We start from the raw sequence: 23,268 nt of genomic DNA, 5'->3' as shown, positions 1-23,268 counted from the left end.
CATGGCGTCCTCGGCACCAGTCCCCCCACCCGTCCCAGCAGCCCCCAACCTCGCCTTCCGGCAGCTGCGCGGATCCCGCTCCCCCGGCGAGTTCGCCGCCGCGGTGCGCCGTGCCGGCCGGGAGATCGGCGAGCAGGTCGCCTGCGACGCCCGCTATGTCGGGCGGGTGGAGTCGGGCGAGATCCGCTGCCCGAACTACGCCTACGAGCGGGTCTTCCTGCATATGTTCCCCGGCCTCACCTTGCAGGATCTGGGCTTCGCCGCGCGGGAGCAGGTACGCGGCCGGGGCGCGCGCGGCGCGTCCGCTGGCCTTCGGACCGCCCCGCCGAAGCCCCAGGCACCACTCCGGAACGATGAGGAGAGCGACGTGCTGCGTCGCGCATTCATGGGTGGCACCGCCGCGGTCGCCGCCACGCTCGGTCTCGGCGCGCCCACCCCCGCGCTCGCCGCCACCATCCCCGCGCCGCGCGCCGGCGGCAGGTTCGGTGAGACCGAGGTCAGAGCCGTCGAGGAGGCGGTACGCCGGATCCGGCTGCTGGACGACCGGCACGGGGCGGACCGGCTCTACCGGGAGGCCGCCGAACCGCTGCGCACCGCCTACGCGCTGCTCGACTCCGGCACCGCCGCCCGCCAGTCCACCAGCGACCGGATGCACTCCGGCGCGGGCGAACTGGCGCTGTCGGTGGGGTGGCTGGCCCATGACTCGGGCCGCCATGAGGACGCCCGCTCGCACTACGCGGAGGCGCTGGCCACCGCACGGGTCGCCGGGGACGCGGGGCTGGAGGCGCACGCCTTCTCCAACACCTCCTTCCTCGCCCAGGACGCCGGCCGGCACCGCGAGGCGGTCCGCGCCGCCCAGGCCGGGCAGCGCGCCGCCCGCCAGCTGGCCTCGCCCCGGCTGTCGGCCCTGCTCACCCTGCGGGAGGCCGGCGGCTGGGCCGGGCTCGGCGACCGCCCCGCCTGCGAGCAGGCCCTCGGCCGGGCACACACCCTGTTCGGCCACGGCCCCTGCGACGCGGACCCGGAGTGGATGTCCTTCTTCGGCGAACCGGAGCTGGAGTCACTGGAGGCCCGCTGCTGGTCGGCCCTGGGCGACTGGCCCCGGGCCACCCGCCACGCCCGGCGCGCCACCACGCTCCAGAACCCGCACTTCACCCGGAACCTGGCCCTCTACCGCGCCCAGCTCGCCGTGGACCTCGCCTACGGCGGAGCCCCCGACGAGGCCGCCGCCGCCGCCGAGCACGCCATGGACCTCCTGGCCGAGGTCCGCTCCACCCGCATCGACGCCCTCCTGGAGCAGACCGCCGGCCTCCTGGCCGCCCAGGCCCCCGCCACCCCGTCGGTCCGCTCCTTCCTGGAACGGCGGGCGTCCCTGGCGATCTGACACCCGCTCTCCTAAAGCGGTGCTTCAGGCCTCCAGGTGGCCGGTGTCGTTCCAGCGCTCGATGGCGGGGGCGTCGTAGGCCCAGCCGAGGGCGGAGAGGCTGGTGGGGTCAAGGCGGATGCGGGCGGCGAAGGAGATGTGCTCGCCCAGCCAGCGGGCCGCGATGGAGCGCAGGATGTGGCCGTGGGCGAAGACCAGAGCGTCGCGGTCGGCGGAGCGGGCCCAGGCCACGATCTCGTCGGCCCGGTCGGAGAGCTGGGCGAGGGTCTCGCCCTCGGGGACGCCGTCGCGCCAGATGAACCAGTCGGGGTCGTCCGTCTTGATCTCGGCGGGGGTCTTGCCCTCGTAGGCGCCGTAGTCCCACTCCATCAGGGTGTCCCAGGCCTCGGCGCGGCCCGCGAACCCGGCCAGCTCGCAGGTCTCGGCGGCGCGGGCGAGCGGGCTGGTGCGGATCTCGTAGCCCTCCAGGCCGTCCCAGGGGGAGCGGTGCAGGCGCTCGCCGAGCAGCTTGGCCCCGCGGCGGCCCTCCTCCAGGAGCGGTATGTCCGTCCTGCCGGTGTGCCTGCCGGACAGCGACCATTCCGTCTGGCCGTGCCGGGCGAGCAGGATGCGCGGTGCCATGAGGGGCTCTCCTGAAGTTCAGTGGTGCGGTTCGTGTGCCGTCTGTGGAATGGGGCCGTCTTTCCATCATCACGCACGGGGGTGGGAGGGGGCGCGCGGGGGCGGGGACTTGCGGTGGCCTGCCGGATCGGCGGGGCTGGTGGCCGTCGGGGGCCTGTTGTCAGTGGGGGATGCGAGACTTCGGCGGGTGAGCGATTTCCTGGGCGGCGGTCCCTTGCGGGAGCCGCCGCGGACTGTGCCGACACCGCCCGCCGAGCGCTTGGGGCGGTCGGCCGACCCGGGTGTGCCGGGGCCGCGGCGGGAGCTGCGGCAGCGGCTGGCCGAGTTGCGCGGGCCCGCCGTGCCGCACCCGCTGGACGCGCGGGCGCTTGCCGCGCTCGCGGCCAATCCGGGGTGCCGCAGACGGGCGCTGCTGGACGGTGCCGGGGTGGACAAGGCGGCCCTGGCGAGCGCGCTGGGCTCCCCCTCCTCGTACGGGCAGTCGCAGTTCGCCTTCGCCCGGGGCCACGCCTTCGAAGCCCGGGTGAAGGCCGACGGCGGTATGGAGCTGATGCGGCTGCTCGGAGTGGACGAGCCGGGCGGGGTGCGGGTGCCCGAGCTGGCCGCGGCCGGGCCGCAGGGGCGGGCGGCGCGCACCGCGCTGGCGTTGCGGGAGGCCACCGGGGCCGGCGCCTGGACGTTGCTGGACCATCCGCTGCTGGCGCTGGAGGTGGCCGGTTCGCCCGCCTATCTGGAGCCGGACGCGGTGGTGGTCCACCCGGACGGGCGGTGGACGGTGGTGGAGATCAAGTCCTTCCCGGTGCTGGACGGCTCGGCCGACCCGGCCAAGGTGGGCGCGGCGGCCCGGCAGGCGGCGGTGTACGTGCTGGCGCTGGAGCGGGTCGCGGCGCTGACCGAGGGCGCCGAGGTGGCGCACTCGGTGCTGCTGGTCTGCCCTCGGGACTTCACCAACCAGCCGGCCGGCTCGGTGGTGGATGTGCGCAAGCAGCTGTCGGTGACCCGCCGGCAGCTGGCCCGGCTGACCCGGATCGAGGACATCGCCGCCGCGCTGCCGGAGGGGCTGAGCTTCGATCTGGAGGGATGCTCGGCGGAGCAGCTGACGGAAGCGGTGGAGGCGGTGCCGCACGCCTACGCGCCGGAGTGCCTGGCCGCCTGTGAGCTGGCGTTCCACTGCCGGGGCCGGTCCCGGGAGGCGGGCGCGGTGGAGGCCCTGGGCCGCTCGGTCCGGGGTGAGCTGGGCGGGTTGACCACGGTGGGGGCGGTGCTGGCCGCGGCCCGGGGGGAGGCCGGGGATCCGGCGGACCCGGCGGTGGCGGCGCTCCGGAGGGCGCAGGCGCTGCGGAGGGAGGCGATCGCCGGGGCGGTGGCGACCACAGGAGCGGTGGCTGGGACGGCCGGGGCGGTCGCCGGGGCTGGGGCTGGGGCCGGGGCTATCGGTGTGGAGGGGGCGGGGGTATGTCGTTGATCGGGACGCTGGCCCGGCTGGAGGCGGTGGAGTCGGGGCGGGCGCAGCCGCTGGCGACCGTACGCCATCGGCATCTCTCCGACCGGCCGCTGGTGCTGGTGCCGCTGACCACCGCCGGTGAGGCCGGGGCGCCGCTGGGGGCGCTGGTGGGCACCGATCCGGCCGAGCCTCGGCTGCTGGTGGTGGCGCAGCCGCGTGATCGGGATCTGCGGTTCGGGTTCCTGGCGGATCTGGCGGAGGCGGTGGTGCCGTATCTGGACGGGTACGCCGGGGAGGTCGAGGCGGCCGAGCGGTCGGAGACCGATCCGGAGACCGGCAAGAAGGTGAAGGTGGAGGTCGAGCTGTGTGCGGACGCGCCGCAGCTGATCGTGCCGAGCCGGGCGGGTGTGGAGTACGTACGGCTGCTGGGCCGCTCCACCCGGTTCCGGCGCACCGCCGAGGACGACCCGGACACCCCGTATCCGGCGCCCGCGCGGGTGCCCCTGCTGGGCCGCTGGCTGACGCACTACGGGGAGCGGGCCCGGGTGCCGGGCTCCTCGCTGCTGCTGGCCGCCACCGATCTGCTGAACCGGCACTGGGCGACCGGCCAGTCCTCGCTGGAGGACCAGCATCTGGGCGCCCTGCTGGCCTGGGTCGAGGCGGGCGACGGGGAGTCGGGGGCGGAGGCGGCGCTCCGGGCCGAGCTGGGCCGGGACGCGGCCGGTCAGCTGCTCTGCCCACCGGCCGGTCCGGCCACCGACCCGGCGTTCGACAACCGGCTGCTGGCCCCCGCGATCGACCGCTACGACCGGGCCCGGCAGGCACTGGGCGCGGCGGAGGAGGGCGAGCTGGCCGACGCCCGGCTGGGCGAGCTGCACCGGGCCGAGCGGGAGGTGCGCCGGCTGGTCGCCTCCCAGCTGAAGCCGACCTGGGACGCGGTGTGGCGGGCGATCGACGTGCTGCGGGGGCTGCCGGCGGGGTCCAGGGTGGCCGACCGCTGGACGCGGGACCGCTGGTCGTTCACCGGGCACCGGGACCGGGTGCGCTCCGGCGAGCCGCCGCAGCCCCGCCGGGACGACGCGGTGACCTCGGCGCAGAAGCTGGCGGCCCGGGAGACCGCGCAGGCCCAGCTGGAAGCGCAGGAGGCGCTGGACGACCCACTGGTGCTCGCCGCCCGGCGGCTGGCCGGGGAGGCGTTCACCGCCGAGGTGCTGGATGTGGTGCCGGCGTGGACGGAGTCCAAGCGGCCCTCGCCGCGCCCGCTGCTGACCGTCCGCACCGGGGACGTCCCGCAGCTGGGCGAGGGGGTGAAGGTGTACCGGTCGCTGGACGGGCGGCCCCAGAGCGCCGCGTTCGTGGGGTACGAGCCGGAGGGGGGAACCCTGGTGCTGCGGCTGCTGGACCGGATGGGCCGGGCCAAGGACCCGGCGGAGGGCACCGTTCCGGTGAAGGGCGACCGGATCGCCTGGACGCTGTTCGAGCACGACCAGCGGGGCGGGCCGAAGCTGCCCGACCCCGAGGACACCCCCTGGACGCACGGCGGGCCGCCCGGTGAGCCCGGCGCGGAGCGCCCCGACCCGGTCACCCCGGAGGACCTGCTGTGACGACGACCCCGGCCCCCGCCACGGGCGTCTTCGACCCCGGGGCCGCGGCCGCCGAGGCGACCGCCCGGATCCTGCGGGACACCCTGGACTCCCCCGCGCGCGGGGTGGTGGTGGACTCCCCGCCGGGCGCGGGCAAGTCCACGCTGGTGGTGCGGGCCGCGCTGGAGCTGGCGGCGGCCGGGCGGCCGCTGATGGTGGTCGCCCAGACCAACGCCCAGGTGGACGACCTGGTGCTGCGGCTGGCCGAGAAGGAGCCGGAGCTGCCGGTGGGCCGGCTGCACAGCAGTGACTCCGACCCGTATGACCGCGCGCTGGATGAGTTGGAGAACGTCCGCAAGTCGGCGAAGGCGGCCGATCTGGCGGGGCTCGATGTGGTGGTGTCCACGGCGGCCAAGTGGGCCCATGTGAAGACCGATGAGCCATGGCGGCACGCCATCGTGGACGAGGCGTACCAGATGCGCTCGGACGCGCTGCTGGCGGTGGCCGGGCTGTTCGAGCGGGCGCTGTTCGTGGGCGACCCGGGGCAGCTGGACCCGTTCTCGGTGGTGGGCGCCGAGCAGTGGGCGGGGCTGTCCTACGACCCGTCGGCGAGCGCGGTCTCCACCCTGCTGGCGCACAACCCGGAGCTGCCGCAGCACCGGCTGCCGGTCTCCTGGCGGCTGCCCGCGTCGGCGGCGCCGCTGGTGTCGGACGCCTTCTACCCGTACACCCCTTTCCGCAGCGGCACCGGCCCGGGCGACCGGCGGCTCTCCTTCGGCACCGCCTCGGACGGCTCCGGGCCGGACCGGGTGCTGGACGAGGCGGCCGCCTCCGGCTGGGGGCTGCTGGAGCTGCCGCCCCGGCACACCCCGCGTACCGACCCGGAGGCGGTGCACGCGGTGGCGCTGGTGGTGCGCCGGCTGCTCGACCGGGGCGCGGCGGCGGTCTCCGAGCGCTCGCCGGATCCGGTGCCGGTGACGGCGGACCGGATCGCGGTCGGCACCGCCCACCGCGACCAGGCCGCGGCGGTACGGGCGGCCCTCGCGGGGCTGGGGGTGACCGGGGTGACGGTGGACACCGCCAACCGGCTCCAGGGCCGGGAGTACGACGTCACCGTGGTGCTGCACCCGCTCTCCGGCCGCCCGGACGCCACCGCGTTCCATCTGGAGACGGGCCGGCTGTGCGTGCTGGCCTCCCGCCATCGGCACGCCTGTGTGGTGGTCTGCCGCGCCGGGGTCGCCGAGCTGCTGGACGAGCATCCGTCGACGGAGCCGGTCCAGCTCGGGGTCACCCTCAAGTTCCCGGACGGCTGGGAGGCCAACCACGCGGTGCTCTCCCATCTGGCGGAGCACCGGGTGGAGTGGGGCCCGTGACATGGCCACGGGGCGTACTTGCGCGGGGCGGGAGAATGGAGGGTGGCCCATAGAGGGGGCCCGGCGAGAGGGAGACATTCGATGGCGGAGACCGAGCGGAGCGAGCGGCGGCTCAAACCCGCGCCACTGCTCTTCGAGCCCGCGGAGGCGGCCTCCGACCCGGAGCACTTCTTCGGTCTGGAGTCCATGGACGACCCGAGGGAGCTGCTGAGCCGTTCGACCGAGCTGGCGCTGGCGTTCCGCGCGGCGACCGACCGGGCGGTGGAGTTCCAGGCGGTCGCGGCGGCCCAGCTGGCCGATCCGCGGCGGTTCGACCGGCTGACGCCCGCGGATGTGGCGGCGCGGGCCGAGTGGACCGAGGACTACGCCAAGAAGATGATCGAGTTCGGCCGCGACCTGATCCGCGGCGGGGGCGCCCCCGAGGACGAGTAACGGGGGGGACGGGGCGCCTCTACGGGGCGGGCGATGGACTGGGGATGCTCCGCGTACGTTCGGCGGTCCGCGTGCGTTCGACGGTGCGCACCGGTGCCGTCTGCGGGGCGCCGCTGCGGGGTGGGGGGCCGTATGCCGTTCGCGTTCGCCCCGTTGGCCCTCTTGGCGCAGCCGGACCTCGGCGCCCTGTCGGCGCACCCGCCCTCTCGGCGCCCCTGTTGGCGCATCCGCGCCTGTCGGGGGTGGTTGCCGCGCCGGTGGCCGGGCGTTCGGACGCCGCGCCCGCTTCGGCGGCGTTCCGCATGTGACCGAAAAGCACTGCTGGCGGCATATGACGGTGGCGAACGATACTCCGGTACGCCCGGCGCTGTCCGGGTTTCCCGGAACTCTCCGGAACCGGATGCGGACGGACGGTAGACGTGGAGGCATGAGCGCATGGCTGCCAGATGAACTCGACGGTGCACGGATCCATGGCGACTGGCTCCCCGGGGCCGGGCTCGCTCGCGGCGTGGATGTGGACAGGGACGGCGGTGGGCCGGATGGCGGTTCGGTCGCCGGGCATCCGGATCTCTTCGGGCTGCTCTGCGAGGACGAGCGCGCCCGCACCACCCAGGTGACGGCTGCCGGGGCGGCCTGGCTGACCTCGGCGGCCGTGTACGCGCGCTCCACCCTGGCGCTGTGGGAGTCCCGGCCGACCGCCCCGGCCGTGCTCTCCTGCGGAACGGTCTTCGACGTGGTGAGCGTGGAGTCGGTGTTCGGGCGGCGGATGCTGGACCGGCTGTGGGCGGACGGCCCCGGGTCCGGTCCGGTCGCCGTGCACCGGGGGCGGCTGATGCTGTTCACCGCGCCCGGCACCGCCCAGCGGCTGCCCTCGCTGCTGCGCTGGCTGGGCGACCCGCCCACCCGCCCGGACGGGGAGGCCGCGGCCGAGTGGCGGCGGGCGGTGCCGCCCATGCTCTGCCATGGCGCGGGGGACGCCGTCACGGTGCCGCCGCTGGTGCCCGGCGGGGAGGGGGACGCGCCCCGCTGGCTGGTCGCCCCGGACACCCGCCGCCCCTGGCTGCCGGGCCCGGACACCGTGCTGTGGGCGGCCACCCGGGCCGCCCGCGCGGCCACCTCCCCGGAGGCGCCGGTATCGATTTCGCACCCCGCCGACCAGGGTGCTAATGTCTACGACGTCAGCAGGCGCCGTTAGCTCAGTTGGTTAGAGCAGCTGACTCTTAATCAGCGGGTCCGGGGTTCGAGTCCCTGACGGCGCACAGACGAAGAAGAGGCCCCTCGCGCAAGCGGGGGGCCTCTTCTGTTTGCCCGTACGTGTGCGTCCGTACGGGGTTCAGAGCACGGTGACCCGGACGTTCCAGCCGCCGGTGGCGGTACGGTCGGCCACCTCCACCCGGACGTTCTCGCCCGGCACCGTGAAGGTCTCCCCCACCCCCAGCGGCGCGTCCGCCAGCGGCGGGTACACCGAGCGGTGCGGGCAGGCCGAGGTCTCCGGGTGGGCGTCCACCACCTCCACCGGGCCGTCGCCGGAGACCGCGTCGGTGCGGACCCGGTAGACCAGCACCCCCTCGGTGCAGGTGTCCCGGTCGTTGCCGGCGGCCTCCCGGGCCTCGATGGCCAGGGCGCTGCGCGGGCCGGTGCGCACCACGGCCAGCCGGGTCCCGGGCGTGGTGCCCGGCTGCGGCTGCGCCGCCAGTGGTTCCAAGGTGAGGCGGCTGTCGCCGGTGCCGTCCACACAGCGCACCTGCCGCCGGTCCAGCCAGCCGAGCTTCCACTTGTGCCAGCCAAAGAGCTCGGGGGCGAGCGCGAACTGGCTGCCCATGACATCCCAATCACCCACATGGGTGTCCCAGTCGCCCTTGCCGTCCATCGGGCGGCGGTAGAGGTCCGGCAGGTCGAAGACGTGGCCGGTCTCATGGGCCAGGACGTTGCGGTCCGGCGGGTGCCGCTCGAAGACGGTGACCAGGCGGTTGATCCTGGTCCCGTCGGCCCGCAGCGGGCGGTCGAGGTTGACCACCTTGGTGGCGTCGGAGTCCACGCCCGGGGCGTCCGGGTCGGCCACCAGATAGACGATGTCGTACCGCGAGAAGTCCACCCGCGGGTCGGTCACGGCGAGGGCGTCGCGCAGATAGGCGGCCCGGCGCCCGGAGGACCAGTCGCGCCTTATCGCGTACGAGGTGGAGGGGCGCGGCATCCGGATCCACTCGCGCAGGGGGTTGGCGCGGAGGGTGAACCGCCCGTAGGAGGCGCGCCGGAAGAACTCGCCGGTGGCGGGGAAGTGGTCGGTGACCAGCTGGTCCGGGGTGGTCCTCGGCGGGGCGTCGGGGAAGGACAGGAAGAGCATGACCGCGTTCAGGTCCCGGTCCGGCTTCGGGTAGGCGGCGTTCCAGGTGTCCAGACCGAGGGAGTGGTGGACGTCGGTACGGGGCAGGGCACACGGCCCCTCGGCGGACGCCGCCGCCGAGGGACCGGCGACCAGTCCGGTCGCGGCGAACGAGAGCAGTGCGAAGACCCCGGCGGCCGTGGAGCGCAACCGGCCGCGGTCCACTCCCCCGGCCGCCGTCCCGGCCACCCCCTCGGCCACTCCCTGGGGTGGTTGACGGCTCTCGCCGTGGACCTCCGGGTGACCCTCCACGTAGACCTCCGGGTGCGGGATGCTGGACGTCCCACCACCCTGTGACGGTTTGTCCGCTTACGCCCTGTTCCGGTGCCCCACACGGGTGAGCGACCGTCCAGAGGGACCCACCCGGCACTTCTCACAGAAAGTCACATTCGGTCACCGGTGAGCCCACGCATGGCACACCCGTGCAGAAACGGTCGACCCGGCGTTCGAAGCGCGTCACCCGTATCGCCCACAGGGGTCGCGAGCGGTGGCGGCGCTGGAACCGCCACCGCGAAAACCTCTATGATCGGCACACTTTCCTGGCCGACCCATCCGGACCACATCCGTGCGTCACAACTGCCCTGCGGGAGCGAGCGGTGAACGGAACCCCCGAAGGACCGGCAGCCGCGGCGGGCCCACCGTCCGGTATCACCCATGGGCCGGTGACGGAACGTGACGAAACCGAGGAGGCGGTGCGGTACACGGCGGAGACCGCCCGCTACCGCGACGCCCGCGACATCTCCGCCGCCCGGGTGGCGGGTGCGACCGCCTCCGGTACCGGCACGGGCACAGCCATGGGGACGGCCACGGGGATCGGGGTCGGGACCGGGACCGGCGCCGGACCCTTGCCGCCGGTCGCGGGCTCCGAGGGATACGGGGCGTCCGACGGCCTCGCGGCCTGCGGCACGTACGACCTCATGGACCTCGACCCTTGCGAGGTGCTGGACCTCGATCCGCAGGACCCCCGAGAGCCCGGCCCGCGGGATCTCCGGGAGCCCGGCCCGTACGAGCCCCGGAGCCTTGAGGGCCTCGATTCGTACGACGAGCTGGACCTCGCCCCGTACGATCTCCGGGCTCCCGCCCCGCATGGGCCGTCGGCGCTGTCCGGGGGCGATTCCCCGGGTGCTCGCGGCGGGTACGAACCGGGGGAACTCGGCGACTACCGGGCCGCCTTCGTCGCCGCACATCTCGCGATGGCCCTGCTGGACCCGGAGGGGCTGGTGGTGAGCGCCAACGGGGCGCTGGCCGCGGTCCTGGGGAGTGATCCGGCGTCCCTGCGCGACCAGTCCGCCGCCGAGCTGCTGGACCTCGGCTCCGATGCCCGTACCCGGCGCGCCTACCGCGAGGTGCTGCGCGGCGAGCGCTCCCGCTTCCGCTGCACCCGGCGGCTCAAGCACCCCGACGGGCGCTCGCTCTGGGCGGAGATCACCGTCTCCCCGATGCCCCGCTCCCAGGGGGTGCTGCTCTCCCTTACCGATGTCAGCGACCGCCGCCGGCTCCAGGCCCGGCTGCGCCACCTCCAGATGCACGACCCGGTGACCCGGCTGCCCAACCGGACGCTCTTCTTCGAGCGGCTGACCAGCGCGCTCGAAGGGTCGGCGGATAAGGGCTACGAGGGCTACGAGGAAGGGGGCACCGGCCGGATCGGGCTGTGCTACCTCGATCTGGACGGCTTCAAGGCGATCAACGACACCCTGGGCCACCGGGTCGGCGACCGGCTGCTGGCGGCCGTCGCCTCCCGGCTCAACGAGTGCGCGGACAGCGACGGTTACGCGCGCGGCGGCAACGGCCATCTGGTGGCCCGGCTCGGCGGGGACGAGTTCGCCATCCTCGTGGAGGACTCCACCGGCACCGACCAGCTCGCCGAACTGGCCGGTTCGGTACTGGCCGCCGTGCAGCGGCCGTTCGACCTCGCCGGGCAGCGGCTGTCGGTGTCCGCGTCCATCGGGGTGGTCGAGCGGGCCGCCGCCGGCTCCACCGTGAACGGGCTGATGCAGGCCGCCGACACCACGCTGTACTGGGCCAAGGCCGACGGCAAGGCCCGCTGGACGCTGTTCGACCCCGAGCGCAACGCGCACCGGATGACCCGGCAGGCCCTCTCCTCCACCCTGCGGCCTGCGGTCGACCGCGGTGAGTTCGCGCTGGAGTACCAGCCGCTGGTCGGTCTGGCGGACGGAGCGGTGCACGGGGTGGAGGCGCTGGTGCGCTGGAACCACCCGCAGTTCGGCGCGCTACCGCCGAATCGGTTCATCGGTATCGCCGAGGAGGACGGCTCGATCGTGCAGCTCGGCCGCTGGATCCTGCGTACCGCCTGCCGCCAGGCGAGGGCGTGGCAGCGGGACCATCCGACCGATCGGCCGCTGTTCATGAGCGTCAATGTGGCGGTCCGCCAGGTGTGGGACTCCGACCTGGTCGCGGATGTCGCCGAGATCCTGGAGGAGACCGGGCTGCCGCCGAGGCTGCTGCAACTGGAGCTGACCGAGTCGGACGTGATGGGCTCGGCCGGCCGGCCGTTGCAGGCCCTCCAGGCGCTCAGCGACATGGGGGTGCGGATCGCCATCGACGACTTCGGCACCGGATACTCCAACCTCGCCTACCTCAGCCGGTTGCCGGTCTCCGGGCTGAAGCTGGACGGCTCCTTCGTACGCGGCTTCCAGGACGAGGAACACCCCAACCGGGCCGACGAGGTGATCGTGGAGACCCTGGTGGGGCTGGCGCACCGGCTCGGGCTGACCGTCACCGCGGAGTGCGTGGAGACCGCGGGGCAGGCGGCGCGGCTGCGCCGGATCGGCTGCGACACCGGCCAGGGCTGGCTGTACTCGCGGGCGGTGGCCCCGGACCGGATCGCGGAGCTGATCGGCGCGGCGGCGAGCTGAGGTCGCGTACAGCCGTATACAGAGGCCGCGGACAGCCCGCATACATACGAGTCGCCCGCCCCGCCCGGGGGTGAGGAGCCGGGCGGGGCGGGCGGGTCAGCGGGCCGCCGGGGCGGCGGCCGGTGGCGTGGTGGCCGGTGGGTCAGCGAGTCACTGGGTGGCGGCCGGTGGGGTCAGCAGGCGCCGAGGTCCTGCCAGACGCCCCACTCGCCGGTGGTGCCGGGCTCCTCGCCCTTCGTCCACCACTTCGCCTTCCAGGTACGGCCCTTGTGGGAGACCTGGGTGCCGCCGGTGTACTCGGTGGCCGACTTCCAGGCCGCCGCCGCGCAGCCGGTCGGCTGGGTGGGGGTGGGTGTGGGAGTGGGGGTCGGCGTGGGAGTCGGGGTGGGGGTGGGAGTCGGGGTCGGGGTCGGGGTGGGAGTGGGGGTGGTGCCGAGGGCGGACACGATCTCGTTGAGCAGGGTGGTGTTGGCGTCCAGCCCGATCAGCGAGTACATCATCGCGCCGGCCAGACCGCGGCTGCGCCCGTACTCCGCGCGGGCCTGGATCGCCCGCTTGTCCAGGCCGGTGAAGAACTCCCCGTCCTTGTGGAAGTACGCGGCCTTCGCCTCGTCGTCCCAGAAGGTGGTGGCCGGGTTGTCGACGATGCCGCCGAGCTCCTTGTAGTGCGCGATACCGGCCTGCTGGCTCAGCGGGCGGGCGGCGGAGCCGCCGGTCGCGGGCTGGCCGAGCCCGTTCTTCGCCCCGGCGGGCACGCCCTTCCAGCCGCGGTAGTAGAACTCGTAGCCCAGGGTCAGCTTGTTGGCCGGGAAGCCGCCGGTGACCCCGTAGGCGGGGTTGCCGTCGAGATAGGCGTCGATGGCGTTGTCCACCGAGTACTTCTGGGTGCCGGGCTTGATCGGGTCGGTCGGGTCCGAGGCCGGCGAGTACAGCGGGGACTGGTGGTACGCGGGCCCGTCGCCGTCCCAGGCGCCGTGCATGTCGTACGTCATGATGTTCGCGTAGTCGAGATACGCGCCGATCTTGTCGGTCTCGATGTGCTTGATCTTGTCCTGGCCGGCCGGCAGAGCGGCGGTGAGCAGGTACTTCTTGCCGCCGTTGGCCGCGCCGTAGGCATCCAGCTGCTTCCGGAACTCGGCGAGCAGCAGGGTGAAGTTCTGCTTGTCCTCGGGGCCGTAGTGGTTGCCGAGGTGGCCGTCGGGCGAGCCCGGGTACTCCCAGTCGACGTCGATGCCGTCGAAGATGCCGGCGGCGGTGCCGGGGCCGCCGAAGCCGCCCTCCACCGGCAGGTCGCCCTGGATGTACTGCTTGACGCAGGAGGAGACCAGCTTCTTGCGGCCGGCGTCGGTCTTGGCCGCGTCGTGGAAGTACTTGGAGTAGGTCCAGCCGCCCAGCGAGATGTTGATCTTCAGCTTGGGGTACTTGGCCTTCAGTTCCTTGAACTGGTTGAAGACGCCGGTGATCGGCTGGTCCCACTTGTCGGCGACGCCGTCCACGCTGTCGGCCGCGCTGAAGGAGCGCTGGTAGTCGGCGTAGGAGTCGCCCGCGCCGTCACCGGCGTTGGGGTTGGCGTCGTCGCCCGCGGCCTTGTTGGCCATGAAGCAGGTGAGATCGGTGGGGTGGATGTTGCCGAACGAGTAGTTGATGACGTCCAGTTTGCCGGCGATGCCCCGGGTGTCGAGATGCTTGGGGTAGAAGGCGTTGCCGTAGATGCTCCACTGGTCGTAGTAGGCGATCTTCACCCCGCCGGAGGCGGGCGCGGCGGCGGCCCCGATCTGCTGGGCGGACTGCGCGGAGGCGGTACCGGCTCCGGCGAAACCGGCCAGCGCGCCGGCGGCGAGCGCGGCGCCGGTCAGCGCGGCGATGAGGGGTCTGCGGTGGTGCACGTACGGCCTCCGGGGGCGGGGGTGTTCAAGGGGGGGACCTTCAAGGGGGGACCGGGGGGACGGGAAGTGCGGTCCGGTGGAGGAAGATTGCCGCCGGGTGAACGGGCCGTCAATGGTCCGAACCAAATGAGGACTAGACCAATTGGGCGGGGAAATGCCTTGTCAGAGGCGTACGTTGGCAAAGGAGAACCGCCTGCCACCCTCGGTGACAAGCGGTTTAAGGTTCACTTAGGGATCTTGTGCATCCGTTCCCGAGCGGGAACCACATCCTCTCGGATGACGGCTGCTCAGTCGGCGTCCGGCAGCCCGTAGGCGTCCGCGATCAGCGCGTAGCTGCGCAGCTTGGCCTCGGCGCCGTGCACATTCGAGGTGATCATCAACTCGTCGGCGCCGGTGCGCTTCTGGAGGTCGTCCAGCCCGGCCCGTACCTCTCCGGGGGTCCCGTACACCACGTTGGCGAGCCAGCCGTCGGCGAAGTCGCGCTCGACGTCGCTGAAGGGGTACGCCTCGGCCTCCTCGGGGGTGGGGACCAGACCGGGGCGGCCGGTGCGCAGCCGGATCATGGAGAGCGCCCCGGTCAGCACCTCCCGGCGGGCCTCCCGCTCGTCCTCCGAGGCGAAGGCGGAGACCCCGATCAGCGCGTACGGGGCGTCCAGCAGCGCGGAGGGGCGGAAGGACTCCCGGTACAGGTCGAGCGCGGGGATGGTGTTGCGGGCCGAGAAGTGGTGGGCGAAGGCGAACGGCAGCCCCAGCTCGCCGGCCAGCTGGGCGCTGAACCCGGAGGAGCCGAGCAGCCAGACCGGGGGCCGGCCGTTCGGTCCCTGCACCGGTCCGGGCACGGCGTGGATACGGGAGTAGGGGTGCCCGTCCGGGAAGTCGTCGTCCAGGAAGCGGACCAGCTCGGCGAGTTGCTGCGGGAAGCCTTCCCCAAGCTCTCGGCTTCGCTCGAGCAGGGGAGACCCCACTGCGCCCTCACGTAGCCGGTCGGTGCGGCGCAGGGCGGCGGCGGTGGCGCCGTCGGTGCCGGGGGCGCGGCCGAGGCCCAGGTCGACCCGGCCGGGGGCCATCGCCTCCAGGGTGCCGAACTGCTCGGCGATGACCAGCGGGGCGTGGTTGGGGAGCATCACGCCACCCGAGCCGAGCCGGATGCGCCGAGTGTGGGCGGCGAGGTGGGCGAGGATCACCGCCGGGGAGGAGGAGGCGACCCCGGGCATGGAGTGGTGCTCGGCGACCCAGTGGCGGTGGAACCCCCGCCGCTCGGCCAGCCGGGCGAGCGCGACGCTGGTCTCCAGGGCCCGCATGGCGGTGGACCCGCTGCCCACGGTGACCAGGTCGAGCACGGACAGGGGCACGGGCGCGGAGCCCCGTACGGCGCCCCGGATGCCGCCGGGGACCGGCGCCTCGGCCTCTTCTCGCGGGTCTCGCCCTTCTCGCCTGGTGTCGTCGTCGCTCACCGGTGTGGCCCTCCTGCGCGGAAATCTCGTACCGGGGAGAGAACAGGAGGGTGTCTCCGGTTATTCCCGGGGCCGACTGGTACCGGGGCCGACTGGTACCGGGGTGGACTGATACCGGGGCCGACTGATACCGGGGCCGACCGGTACCGGGGCTGACTGATACCGGGCCGAAGCGGGACGGGCCCCTCCTCGGTGGAGGGGCCCGTCACCACATGCTTCGTCCCTCAGTCGCGGCGGGCGAAGAGTGCGCCCAGCTCGTCGGACCAGGCGCCGTGGCGTTCGGCGAGGCGGAGGCCCTCCCAGACGGTGACCTGGTTGGCGGTGAGGACGGGTTTGCCGACGGCGGCCTCCAGGGCCGGGAGGTGGCCGACGGTGCGCAGGGCGGTGCAGGGGACGAGGACGGCCCGGGCTTCCGGGTGGTCGGCGGCCCGGACGAGTTCGAGCAGCCGGTCGCCGTCCCAGCGGGCGGCTTCGGCGGCGGTGGCGACACCGGCCGCCCGGGTGGCGAGCACTTCCAGGCCCGCCTCCTGAAGGAAGTCGCCGAACCGGTCGGCGGCCTCCTGGGGGTAGATCGCGGCCACCGCCACCGACTTGGCGCCCACGGCGCGGGCGGCGTGCGCGAACCCCACGGCGGTGCTGGAGGCGGGCAGTCCGGCGGCGAGCGCGAGCGAGCGGACCTGCTCCTGGGCGCCCTCCCAGCCGGCGCCGAACGCGCCCCGGGTGCTCGCCCAGACCACCGCCTCGGCGCCGGAGAGCCGTAGCTCCTCCATCCCGTCCGCGAGTCGGCCGGTGGTGCCGGCCTCCACCGCCCCGGCCACACCGCCGGCCGGCAGCCGGGCCGGGGTCTCCTCGGCGTCCGTGTGGACGACCGACACCCGGACGCCGGTGAGCAGCGTCTCCATCCGGGGGTAGTCGTCCTCGGCGGCATGCCCGGGATAGAGCAGTCCGACCGTCGTCATGTCACACCCTCCTGTCCTTGGGGCGCCCTGGGGGCGACCACCCCCATGGTGACCGGGCGGGGCGGGCCGCCGGGCGCCCGTCCGGTGACGGCTGCCCCGGGTTCCCCCGGATAGTCCTGTGGACGCGCCGGACGGTCGCCGGACGGTCGCCGGGCGACCGGCGGCCCCCGTGGGCGGAAAAGGAGGGAAAGAGGGGTGAAGGGGGCGCGGTTCGGGGGGTCGAGGACACGGTCCGGTATCGGTGGGCCGCCCGGTGGGCATGGCGCGGAGCGGCCATGGGTAGCCGCGCGCCCATGGCTCGAACAGTTCGATCAGCAATCCTGCGAACGTCAGACCTGAGACCGCCGGTTCTGAGAACGGCCTCCTCCCTCCGGGCGCCGTTGCGGCGGCGCACTCTTCTGCTCTCCACCGCCGGTGCGTTGGGGGCCACCGCGGCCGTCCCGGCCACCGCCGGGTGCAGCCGGGTGGAGTCCGGGAACACCCTCGACCGGCTCAGATCCCAGGGCACCGTCCGCCTCGGTATCGCCGGCGAGGTGCCCTACGGATATGTGGACGAGCAGGGCGAGTTCACCGGTGAGGCGCCGGAACTGGCCAAGATCGTGTTCCGCCGGCTCGGCATACCGGACGTGCAGCCGGTGGCCACCGACTTCGCCTCCCTGATCCCCGGCCTCAACTCCCAGCAGTTCGACGTCGTCTCGGCCGGGATGTACATCACCAAGGAGCGTTGCGCGCAGGTCGTGTTCAGCGACCCCGAGTACCAGATGCTCGACGCGTTCGTGGTGCGCAAGGGCAATCCCAAGGGGCTGCGGTCCTACGAGGATGTGGTGCGCGCCGGGGCGACGTTCGCCACCGGCACCGGCTACGCCCAGATCGGCTACGCCGTGGCGGCCGGGTACCCCGAGAAGGACATCGTCATTCTCCAGGACCAGGTGGCCGGGTTGAACGCGGTGGAGTCCGGCCGGGTGGACGTGTTCGCGGGCACCGCGCTGACCGCCCGCGAGGTGGTGCGCAAGAGCCGCTGGGCCGAGGCCACCGAGGCCTTCGCCGCGGTCGTGGACGGGAAGAAGCGGGTGGACGCGGGCGGCTTCGCCTTCCGGCCCACCGACTCCGCGCTGCGGGACGCCTTCAACACCGAGCTGCGGAAGATGAAGAAGAGCGGCGAACTCTTCCGCGTGATGAAGCGGTTCGGGTTCACCAGGGACGAGATGACCACGCTCACCGCCGAGGAGCTGTGCCGATGACCGCCGGACTCTGGGAGACCTGGGTGCTGCCCGGCATCTGGATCACCGTGCAACTGCTCGTCTACAGCGCGGCGCTGGCCTCCGTGGTGGCCTTCGGCGTCGGGCTGGCCCGCACCCACCGCTCGCGGCTGGTGCGCTTCCTGGCCACCGCGTACACCGAGGTCTTCCGCGGCACCTCCGCGCTGATCCTGATGTTCTGGCTGTTCTTCGTGGTGCCGCCGCTGCTGGGCTGGCAGCTGGTGCCGATGTGGGCGGCGGTGCTCGCGCTCGGACTGTCCTACGGGGCGTACGGGGCGGAGATCGTCCGCGGGGCGGTGGGCGCCGTGGCGCCGGCCCAGCGCGAGGCGGGGGTCGCGCTGAGCTTCACGCCCTGGCAGCGGACCCGGCTGATCGTGCTGCCGCAGGCGGTGCCGGAGATGATCCCGCCGTTCTGCAACCTGCTGGTCGAGCTGCTGAAGGGCACCGCGCTGGTGTCACTGCTCGGGGTGGGTGATGTGTCGTTCGCCGCCTATCTGGTGCGGCTGGCGACCCAGGAGAGCGCCCAGATCTACACCGTCATCCTGGTGGTCTACTTCCTGATCTCGCTGGTGATCACCCGTTCCATGAAGGCGCTGGAACGCCGGACCAAGGCCAATCTGGGGGTGGTGGTCAAGTGAACTGGGACTGGTCCGCGGTGGTGGACTTCCTGCCGCGCCTGTGGGACGGGCTGCTGGTCACCCTCCAGGTGCTGGTGCTCGGCTCGCTGATCTCCTTCTCGCTGGGGCTGGTGTGGGCGGCCGGGTTCCGCGCGCCGAGCCGGCTGGTGCGCTGGCCGGTGCAGGCGGTCACCGAGTTCATCCGCACCACCCCGCTGCTGGTGCAGCTGTTCTTCCTGTTCTTCGTGCTGCCGGAGTGGGGTGTGCAGTTCTCCGCCTTCACCACCGGCACCATCGCCATCGGGCTGCACTACTCGACGTACACCGCGCAGGTGTACCGGGCCGGGATCGACGCCGTACCGGCCGGGCAGTGGGAGGCGGCGACCGCGCTGAGCCTGCCCGCGCACCGCACCTGGTTCACGGTGATCCTGCCGCAGGCGCTGCGCCGGATCGTGCCCGCGCTGGGCAACTACGTGATCGCCATGCTCAAGGACACCCCGCTGCTCGCCGCGATCAGTGTGCTGGAGCTGCTGCAGCAGTCGCGGCTGGAGAGCGCGGCCACCTTCCAGTACACCGAGCCGCTGACGGTGGTCGGTGTCGCCTTCATCCTCATCGCCTATCCGGCATCCCTGCTGGTACGAACCCTGGAGCGCCGCCTTGCCCGCTGACACGCCCACCGAGTCGCCCACCGACAAGCCCGACACACGCCTGTCTGGTCCCGCGCGGCCGGAGCCGGGCGGCGAGGAGATCATCCGCTTCGAGAACGTCACCAAGAGATTCGGTGACAACACCGTCCTGGACGACCTCTGCTTTTCGGTGGAATCCGGAAAGCACGTCACCCTGATCGGCCCGTCCGGTTCCGGCAAGACCACCATTCTGCGATTGCTGATGACGCTGGAGAAGCCGGATTCCGGAATCATCCGGGTCAACGGCGGAGAGCTCTTCCCGGCCGACGAGAAGCAGCGGCGGGAGGTGCGCAAGAAAATCGGCATGGTGTTCCAGCAGTTCAACCTGTTCCCCCATATGACGGTGCTGCGGAACATCACCGAGGCGCCGGTGCGGGTGCTCGGACTGGACAAAGACGAGGCCGAGCAGCGCGCCCGCGAACTGCTGGAGCTGGTGGGGCTGTCGGACAAGACCGGCGCCAAGCCCTCGCAGCTGTCCGGCGGGCAGCAGCAGCGGGTGGCGATCGCCCGGGCGCTGGCCATGCGGCCGCGGGTGCTGCTGCTGGACGAGGTGACCTCCGCGCTCGACCCGGAGCTGGTCGCCGGGGTGCTCGACCTGCTCCGGGACATCGCCCGGTCCACCGACATCACCATGCTCTGCGTCACCCATGAGATGACCTTCGCCCGGGACATCTCCGACGAGGTGTTCATGTTCGACGGGGGCAAGGTCATCGAGTCCGGGCCGCCGGAGCGGATCTTCACCGACCCGGTCCAGGCACGGACCCGGGACTTCCTCGGCGCGGTGCGCTGACGCCCGGCCGATCGCCGCCGGGATCACCGGGCCGATCGCCGCCGCCTCGGGCGCCCGGGGCGGCGGCGGTCGGCGGCCGCACAGCGAAGCGCCGGGGCGATCGGCTTCGGCGCGCTGACCATGGATTTCGGCCGACAGTAATGCCATGGGCATATGCCATGGCGTTCCGTCCCAGCGTACGCCCGTGAGGCAGGGCACTTTCTTGCCAACGGGGGCCCATTGAACGGGGCTTGGCGGTTATCGTGGTAGGCAAGCATGCGGTCACAACCTGAGGTGGGGGAACCGTGGCGCTGAAGCCCGAGCCGACCGCGCCGTTCCATTCGGTGCAGTACGCCCTGCGCGTCCTCGAAACGATCTCCCGCCATGGCGGCGGGGTCAGCGACGCGCAGATCGCCCGTGAGACCGGGCTGCCCACGGCGCACCTCAGCTCCCTGCTGCTGATGCTGCGGCGGGAGGGGTACGTCGAGCAGATAGGCGACGGCGCGTATGTGGTGGGCGACTCGCTCGTCCTGCTGGGCTCCGGGGTGACCCGGCCCGAGGCGCTGCAGGCCAAGCTCCAGGACACCCTGACCGAGCTGCGCGACTCGGTGGGCGCCGCCGTCTACATCAGCCGCTATATCGACGGCGAGGTCAAGATCACGCAGATGGCCGACGGCCCGCACGCGCCGAAGGTCAACGAGTGGGTCGACTTCCGCTCCGCCGCCCACGCCAGCGCCGTCGGCAAGTGCCTGCTCACCCAGCTCGACCGGGACGGCCGCCGGGACCACCTCTCCCGCCACAAGATCGCCCGGCTCACCTCCCGGACGATCACCAACGAGAACGTGCTCTTCTCCAAGCTGGACAGCCAGCCCGCGACGGTCCCGGTGCTCGACCTCCAGGAGTACGCGGTGGGCACCGTCTGCGCGGCCGTGCCGCTGACCGCCGGCGCCGCGGTGGGCTGCCTGGCGCTCTCCATGCCGATCGAGCACGCCCATCGGCTGCGCTCGGCGGCTGACACCCTGAATCGAAGAGCCGCCCCGGTGGTGCTCTCGCTCGCCATCTGAGGCGACGGCCCTCCCCCGATGTGCCGCGCCGGGCGGCCGATCGCTCTTTCCTGCGCCGGTGGGTGGCTTCTTGTGTCGGCGGGTGATTCCCGTGCCGATGGACCATATGGCAAGGCCATACGAACCCTATGACAAGGCCATACGAAAAGGCTCCCCGCTTTCGCGAGGAGCCTTTTCCGTCGGTGCGCCGCCAGGGACTCGAACCCCGGACCCGCTGATTAAGAGTCAGCTGCTCTAACCAACTGAGCTAGCGGCGCCTGCTGACGGAGTTAATAGTACCCGGTCCTCCGGGGTGCTCATGACCACCGGCGGTACGTCAGGCGCGGAGGTAGGCGAGGACGGCGAGCACCCGGCGGTGGGTGTCCTCGGCGGGCGGGAGGTCCAGCTTTCCCAGGATGTTGCCGATGTGCTTGCCGACCGCCGCCTCGCTGACCACCAGCCGCCGGGCGACCGCCCCGTTGGAGTGTCCCTCGGCGACCAGCGCGAGCACCTCCCGCTCGCGAGGGGTCAGCGCGGCCAGCGGGTCGCGGCGGCGGCGCAGCAGCCGGCGCACCACCTCGGGGTCGACCACGGTGGCGCCGGAGGCGACCCGGACCACGGCGTCGGTGAACTCCTCCACCTGCCCGACCCGGTCCTTGAGCAGATAGCCGACGCCGGTGCCCTCGCCGGTGTCCAGCAGCTCTCCGGCGTAGGCCGCCTGGACGTACTGGCTGAGGACCAGGATCGGCAGCTCGGGCCGCTCGGCGCGCAGGGCGAGGGCGGCGCGCAGCCCCTCGTCCTGGAAGGCGGGCGGCATCCGCACATCGGTGACCACGATGTCCGGCCGGTGCTCGGCCACCGCGGCGTGCAGCGCGTCGGTGTCCCCGACGGCCGCGACGACCCGGTGGCCGAAGCGGCCGAGCAGTGCCGTCAGCCCGTCCCGCAGCAGCACGCTGTCCTCGGCCAGGACTATCCGCAGGCGGCTCGGCGCGGTATCTCCACTCGCAGCACGGTCGGCCCACCGGTCGGGCTGGCGACGGTCAGTGTGCCATCGAGCACGGCGAGCCGGTCGGCCAGTCCGGTCAGCCCGGTGCCTCCGGCCGGGTCGGCGCCGCCCCGGCCGTCGTCGGCGACCTCCAGCCGGAGCCGGGTGCCGGTGTGCTGGGCGGTCAGCCGGGCGCGGTCGGCGCCGCTGTGCCGGGCGACGTTGGCCAGTGCCTCGCAGGCGGCGAAGTAGGCGGCGCTCTCCACGGGCGGCGGCAGCCGGGGCAGCTCGACGGTGGTGTCCACCGGCACGGCGGAGCGGTCGGCGGCGTCGGCGAGGGCGGTGCCCAGCCCGTAGTCGGCGAGGACCTGGGGGTGGATGCCGTGGATCAGCTCACGCAGCTCGGCGAGGGCGCGGCAGGCCTCCTCCTGGGCGCGGGCCAACTGGTCGGCGAGCGGCCCGGGTGGGGCGTCCAGCCGGGCCAGCCCGAGCGCCATGGTGAGGGCGACCAGCCGCTGCTGGGCTCCGTCGTGCAGATCGCGCTCGATGCGGCGGCGCTCCGCCTCGAAGGCGGCGACCAGCCGGGCACGGGAACGGGTGACCTCGCCGATCCGGTCGCGCAGTCCGCCGTCCCGGGGCACCAGCACCGCCCGGGCCAGGGCCGCGCGCCCGCCGGCCAGCGCGCCGAGGACATAGAGCGCGACCGGCAGGGCGAGCAGCCCGCACAGGGCGGCCGCGCCGGCCGCCGGGTAGCCGGTGACCAGTGGCCCCTTGAGCACGCGTATCTCGCTGCCGTCGGCCGCGAGCAGCACGGGGGTGGCGAGCAGGGCGAGTGGGGCGCCGAGCGCCAGGGTGAGGGCCAGCAGCTCCAGTGGCCAGAGCAGCAGGCCGGCGAGCAGGGCGTACGCCAGCTCCCGCCAGGTGGCCTGCTCCCGTATCCGTGTCCGCAGCCAGGCGGCGAGCCCTGGTTCGTCCGGCACCCGGTGCGGGTCGGCGGCCGGGGCGGTGTCGGCCAGCGCCAGCCGGCGGCGCTCGACCCGGGCGAAGGTGACGCCGGTCAGCACCAGCAGCGGCAGCCCGGCGAGCACCAGCGAGAAGGCGGCCAGCACCAGCAGGGCGGCCGCCAGCACCGCGCCGGCCACCGCACCGCTCGCCAGATAGCCGGCCGAGCGCCAGGGCCAGGCGCCGCGCAGGTAGTCGGCCCTGGTCAGCGCCTGCCAGGGGGTACGGGGTTCCATGTCCGCAACGGTAGGAGCCGGGGACCGGCGTCCACCATGGGGTCCGCTGGTGTCTTGGGGGTGGGCCTGGCCCTACCCCCGAACGGGTCGTTCCGCCACGGGGGGCCGTGGGCCCGGTGGGGCGGCGGCCGGCTCAGGGCCACCGCGCCGCGGGCGGTCGCGCTGCGGGCGGTAGCCGGGTCGCACCGCCTCGGCGATGTCGGTCAGCAGGGCGTCGGCCGCCTCCCGGGCTCCGGGACGGTCGCGGCAGGCGAGGGTCAGCTCCGTGGTGCCGCC

The 23,268-nt window shown here is 73.4% G+C and carries 19 protein-coding genes, 2 tRNA genes and 1 pseudogene; 13 read left to right on the top strand and 9 right to left on the bottom strand.

Annotated features, from left to right (window positions below; all coding sequences use genetic code 11):
- Window position 1: 1 nt before the first annotated feature.
- Window positions 2–1,384, top strand: a complete 1,383-nt coding sequence (locus tag ABZ945_RS30775) for a tetratricopeptide repeat protein (RefSeq protein WP_361276261.1) — start codon at window positions 2–4, stop codon at window positions 1,382–1,384.
- A 24-nt stretch (window positions 1,385–1,408) separates the two neighbouring features.
- Here the strand turns inward: ABZ945_RS30775 and ABZ945_RS30770 are convergent, their stop codons facing one another.
- Entirely contained in the window at window positions 1,409–2,005 is a 597-nt protein-coding gene (locus ABZ945_RS30770; RefSeq protein ID WP_361276258.1) for a histidine phosphatase family protein, read from the bottom strand.
- 304 nt (window positions 2,006–2,309) lie between these two features.
- Here ABZ945_RS30770 and ABZ945_RS30765 point away from each other — a divergent pair, with 304 nt between their 5' ends.
- From ABZ945_RS30765 to ABZ945_RS30740, 6 genes are all read left to right on the top strand, one after another.
- Complete coding sequence (locus tag ABZ945_RS30765) at window positions 2,310–3,470, top strand: hypothetical protein (RefSeq protein ID WP_361276312.1); 1,161 nt, start codon at window positions 2,310–2,312, stop codon at window positions 3,468–3,470.
- The gene (locus ABZ945_RS30760; RefSeq protein ID WP_361276255.1) at window positions 3,461–5,053 is read left to right on the top strand and encodes a hypothetical protein; all 1,593 of its coding nucleotides are present in this window, start codon (window positions 3,461–3,463) and stop codon (window positions 5,051–5,053) included. The genes ABZ945_RS30765 and ABZ945_RS30760 overlap by 10 nt, the downstream gene beginning before the upstream one ends.
- Window positions 5,050–6,405, top strand: a complete 1,356-nt coding sequence (locus ABZ945_RS30755; protein ID WP_361276252.1) for an AAA family ATPase — start codon at window positions 5,050–5,052, stop codon at window positions 6,403–6,405. Before ABZ945_RS30760 ends, ABZ945_RS30755 begins: the two co-directional genes overlap by 4 nt.
- Window positions 6,406–6,486: 81 nt before the next feature.
- The gene (locus ABZ945_RS30750) at window positions 6,487–6,837 is read left to right on the top strand and encodes a hypothetical protein (RefSeq protein WP_361276249.1); all 351 of its coding nucleotides are present in this window, start codon (window positions 6,487–6,489) and stop codon (window positions 6,835–6,837) included.
- A gap of 427 nt (window positions 6,838–7,264) precedes the next feature.
- A complete protein-coding gene (locus tag ABZ945_RS30745; protein ID WP_361276246.1) occupies window positions 7,265–8,032 on the top strand; it encodes a hypothetical protein in 768 nt (255 codons plus the stop codon).
- A tRNA-Lys gene (locus tag ABZ945_RS30740) sits at window positions 8,023–8,096 on the top strand. Before ABZ945_RS30745 ends, ABZ945_RS30740 begins: the two co-directional genes overlap by 10 nt.
- A gap of 74 nt (window positions 8,097–8,170) precedes the next feature.
- Here ABZ945_RS30740 and ABZ945_RS30735 read toward each other — a convergent pair.
- Complete coding sequence (locus ABZ945_RS30735; RefSeq protein ID WP_361276309.1) at window positions 8,171–9,385, bottom strand: M6 family metalloprotease domain-containing protein; 1,215 nt, start codon at window positions 9,383–9,385, stop codon at window positions 8,171–8,173.
- Window positions 9,386–9,882: 497 nt separating this feature from the next.
- Between ABZ945_RS30735 and ABZ945_RS30730 the strand changes: the two genes are divergently transcribed.
- Window positions 9,883–12,096, top strand: coding sequence for an EAL domain-containing protein (locus ABZ945_RS30730; RefSeq protein ID WP_361276243.1), 2,214 nt, complete (start codon window positions 9,883–9,885; stop codon window positions 12,094–12,096).
- A 173-nt stretch (window positions 12,097–12,269) separates the two neighbouring features.
- Here ABZ945_RS30730 and ABZ945_RS30725 read toward each other — a convergent pair whose 3' ends face one another.
- The 3 genes from ABZ945_RS30725 to ABZ945_RS30715 all read right to left on the bottom strand — a co-directional run bounded on the left by ABZ945_RS30725 (window position 12,270) and on the right by ABZ945_RS30715 (window position 16,395).
- On the bottom strand, window positions 12,270–13,982 hold the full coding sequence (locus tag ABZ945_RS30725; RefSeq protein ID WP_361276240.1) for a glycosyl hydrolase family 18 protein: 1,713 nt from the start codon (window positions 13,980–13,982) through the stop codon (window positions 12,270–12,272).
- A gap of 287 nt (window positions 13,983–14,269) precedes the next feature.
- On the bottom strand, window positions 14,270–15,364 hold the full coding sequence (locus tag ABZ945_RS30720) for an LLM class flavin-dependent oxidoreductase (protein WP_361276306.1): 1,095 nt from the start codon (window positions 15,362–15,364) through the stop codon (window positions 14,270–14,272).
- 296 nt (window positions 15,365–15,660) lie between these two features.
- Window positions 15,661–16,395 (bottom strand): decarboxylase, encoded by a 735-nt coding sequence (locus tag ABZ945_RS30715; protein ID WP_361276237.1) that lies wholly within the window; start codon window positions 16,393–16,395, stop codon window positions 15,661–15,663.
- A 398-nt stretch (window positions 16,396–16,793) separates the two neighbouring features.
- Here ABZ945_RS30715 and ehuB point away from each other — a divergent pair, with 398 nt between their 5' ends.
- The 5 genes from ehuB to ABZ945_RS30690 all read left to right on the top strand — a co-directional run bounded on the left by ehuB (window position 16,794) and on the right by ABZ945_RS30690 (window position 20,790).
- On the top strand, window positions 16,794–17,636 hold the full coding sequence (gene ehuB, locus ABZ945_RS30710) for an ectoine/hydroxyectoine ABC transporter substrate-binding protein EhuB (protein ID WP_361276304.1): 843 nt from the start codon (window positions 16,794–16,796) through the stop codon (window positions 17,634–17,636).
- Entirely contained in the window at window positions 17,633–18,292 is a 660-nt protein-coding gene (ehuC, locus tag ABZ945_RS30705; protein WP_361276234.1) for an ectoine/hydroxyectoine ABC transporter permease subunit EhuC, read from the top strand. The genes ehuB and ehuC overlap by 4 nt, the downstream gene beginning before the upstream one ends.
- Window positions 18,289–18,939 (top strand): ectoine/hydroxyectoine ABC transporter permease subunit EhuD, encoded by a 651-nt coding sequence (gene ehuD / locus ABZ945_RS30700; protein ID WP_361276231.1) that lies wholly within the window; start codon window positions 18,289–18,291, stop codon window positions 18,937–18,939. The genes ehuC and ehuD overlap by 4 nt, the downstream gene beginning before the upstream one ends.
- Before the next feature lie 40 nt (window positions 18,940–18,979).
- Complete coding sequence (gene ehuA / locus ABZ945_RS30695; protein WP_361276302.1) at window positions 18,980–19,747, top strand: ectoine/hydroxyectoine ABC transporter ATP-binding protein EhuA; 768 nt, start codon at window positions 18,980–18,982, stop codon at window positions 19,745–19,747.
- Window positions 19,748–20,031: 284 nt separating this feature from the next.
- The gene (locus ABZ945_RS30690) at window positions 20,032–20,790 is read left to right on the top strand and encodes an IclR family transcriptional regulator C-terminal domain-containing protein (RefSeq protein WP_361276228.1); all 759 of its coding nucleotides are present in this window, start codon (window positions 20,032–20,034) and stop codon (window positions 20,788–20,790) included.
- 183 nt (window positions 20,791–20,973) lie between these two features.
- On the opposite strand, the gene ABZ945_RS30685 is transcribed toward ABZ945_RS30690, so the two are convergent.
- From ABZ945_RS30685 to ABZ945_RS30670, 4 genes and pseudogenes are all read right to left on the bottom strand, one after another.
- Window positions 20,974–21,047 (bottom strand) — tRNA-Lys (locus ABZ945_RS30685).
- A gap of 59 nt (window positions 21,048–21,106) precedes the next feature.
- Entirely contained in the window at window positions 21,107–21,721 is a 615-nt protein-coding gene (locus ABZ945_RS30680; protein WP_361276225.1) for a response regulator transcription factor, read from the bottom strand.
- Between the two features lie 17 nt (window positions 21,722–21,738).
- Window positions 21,739–22,992: a sensor domain-containing protein gene (locus ABZ945_RS30675; RefSeq protein ID WP_361276222.1), complete on the bottom strand. Its 1,254-nt coding sequence runs from the start codon at window positions 22,990–22,992 to the stop codon at window positions 21,739–21,741.
- 72 nt (window positions 22,993–23,064) lie between these two features.
- Window positions 23,065–23,268: pseudogene (locus ABZ945_RS30670) on the bottom strand (hypothetical protein); the annotation flags it as partial.

It is taken from the genome of Streptomyces sp. NPDC046887 (assembly GCF_040644755.1).
Classification (GTDB): Bacteria; Actinomycetota; Actinomycetes; order Streptomycetales; family Streptomycetaceae; genus Streptomyces; species Streptomyces lichenis.
This window is presented reverse-complemented; position numbering and strand designations above follow the sequence as displayed.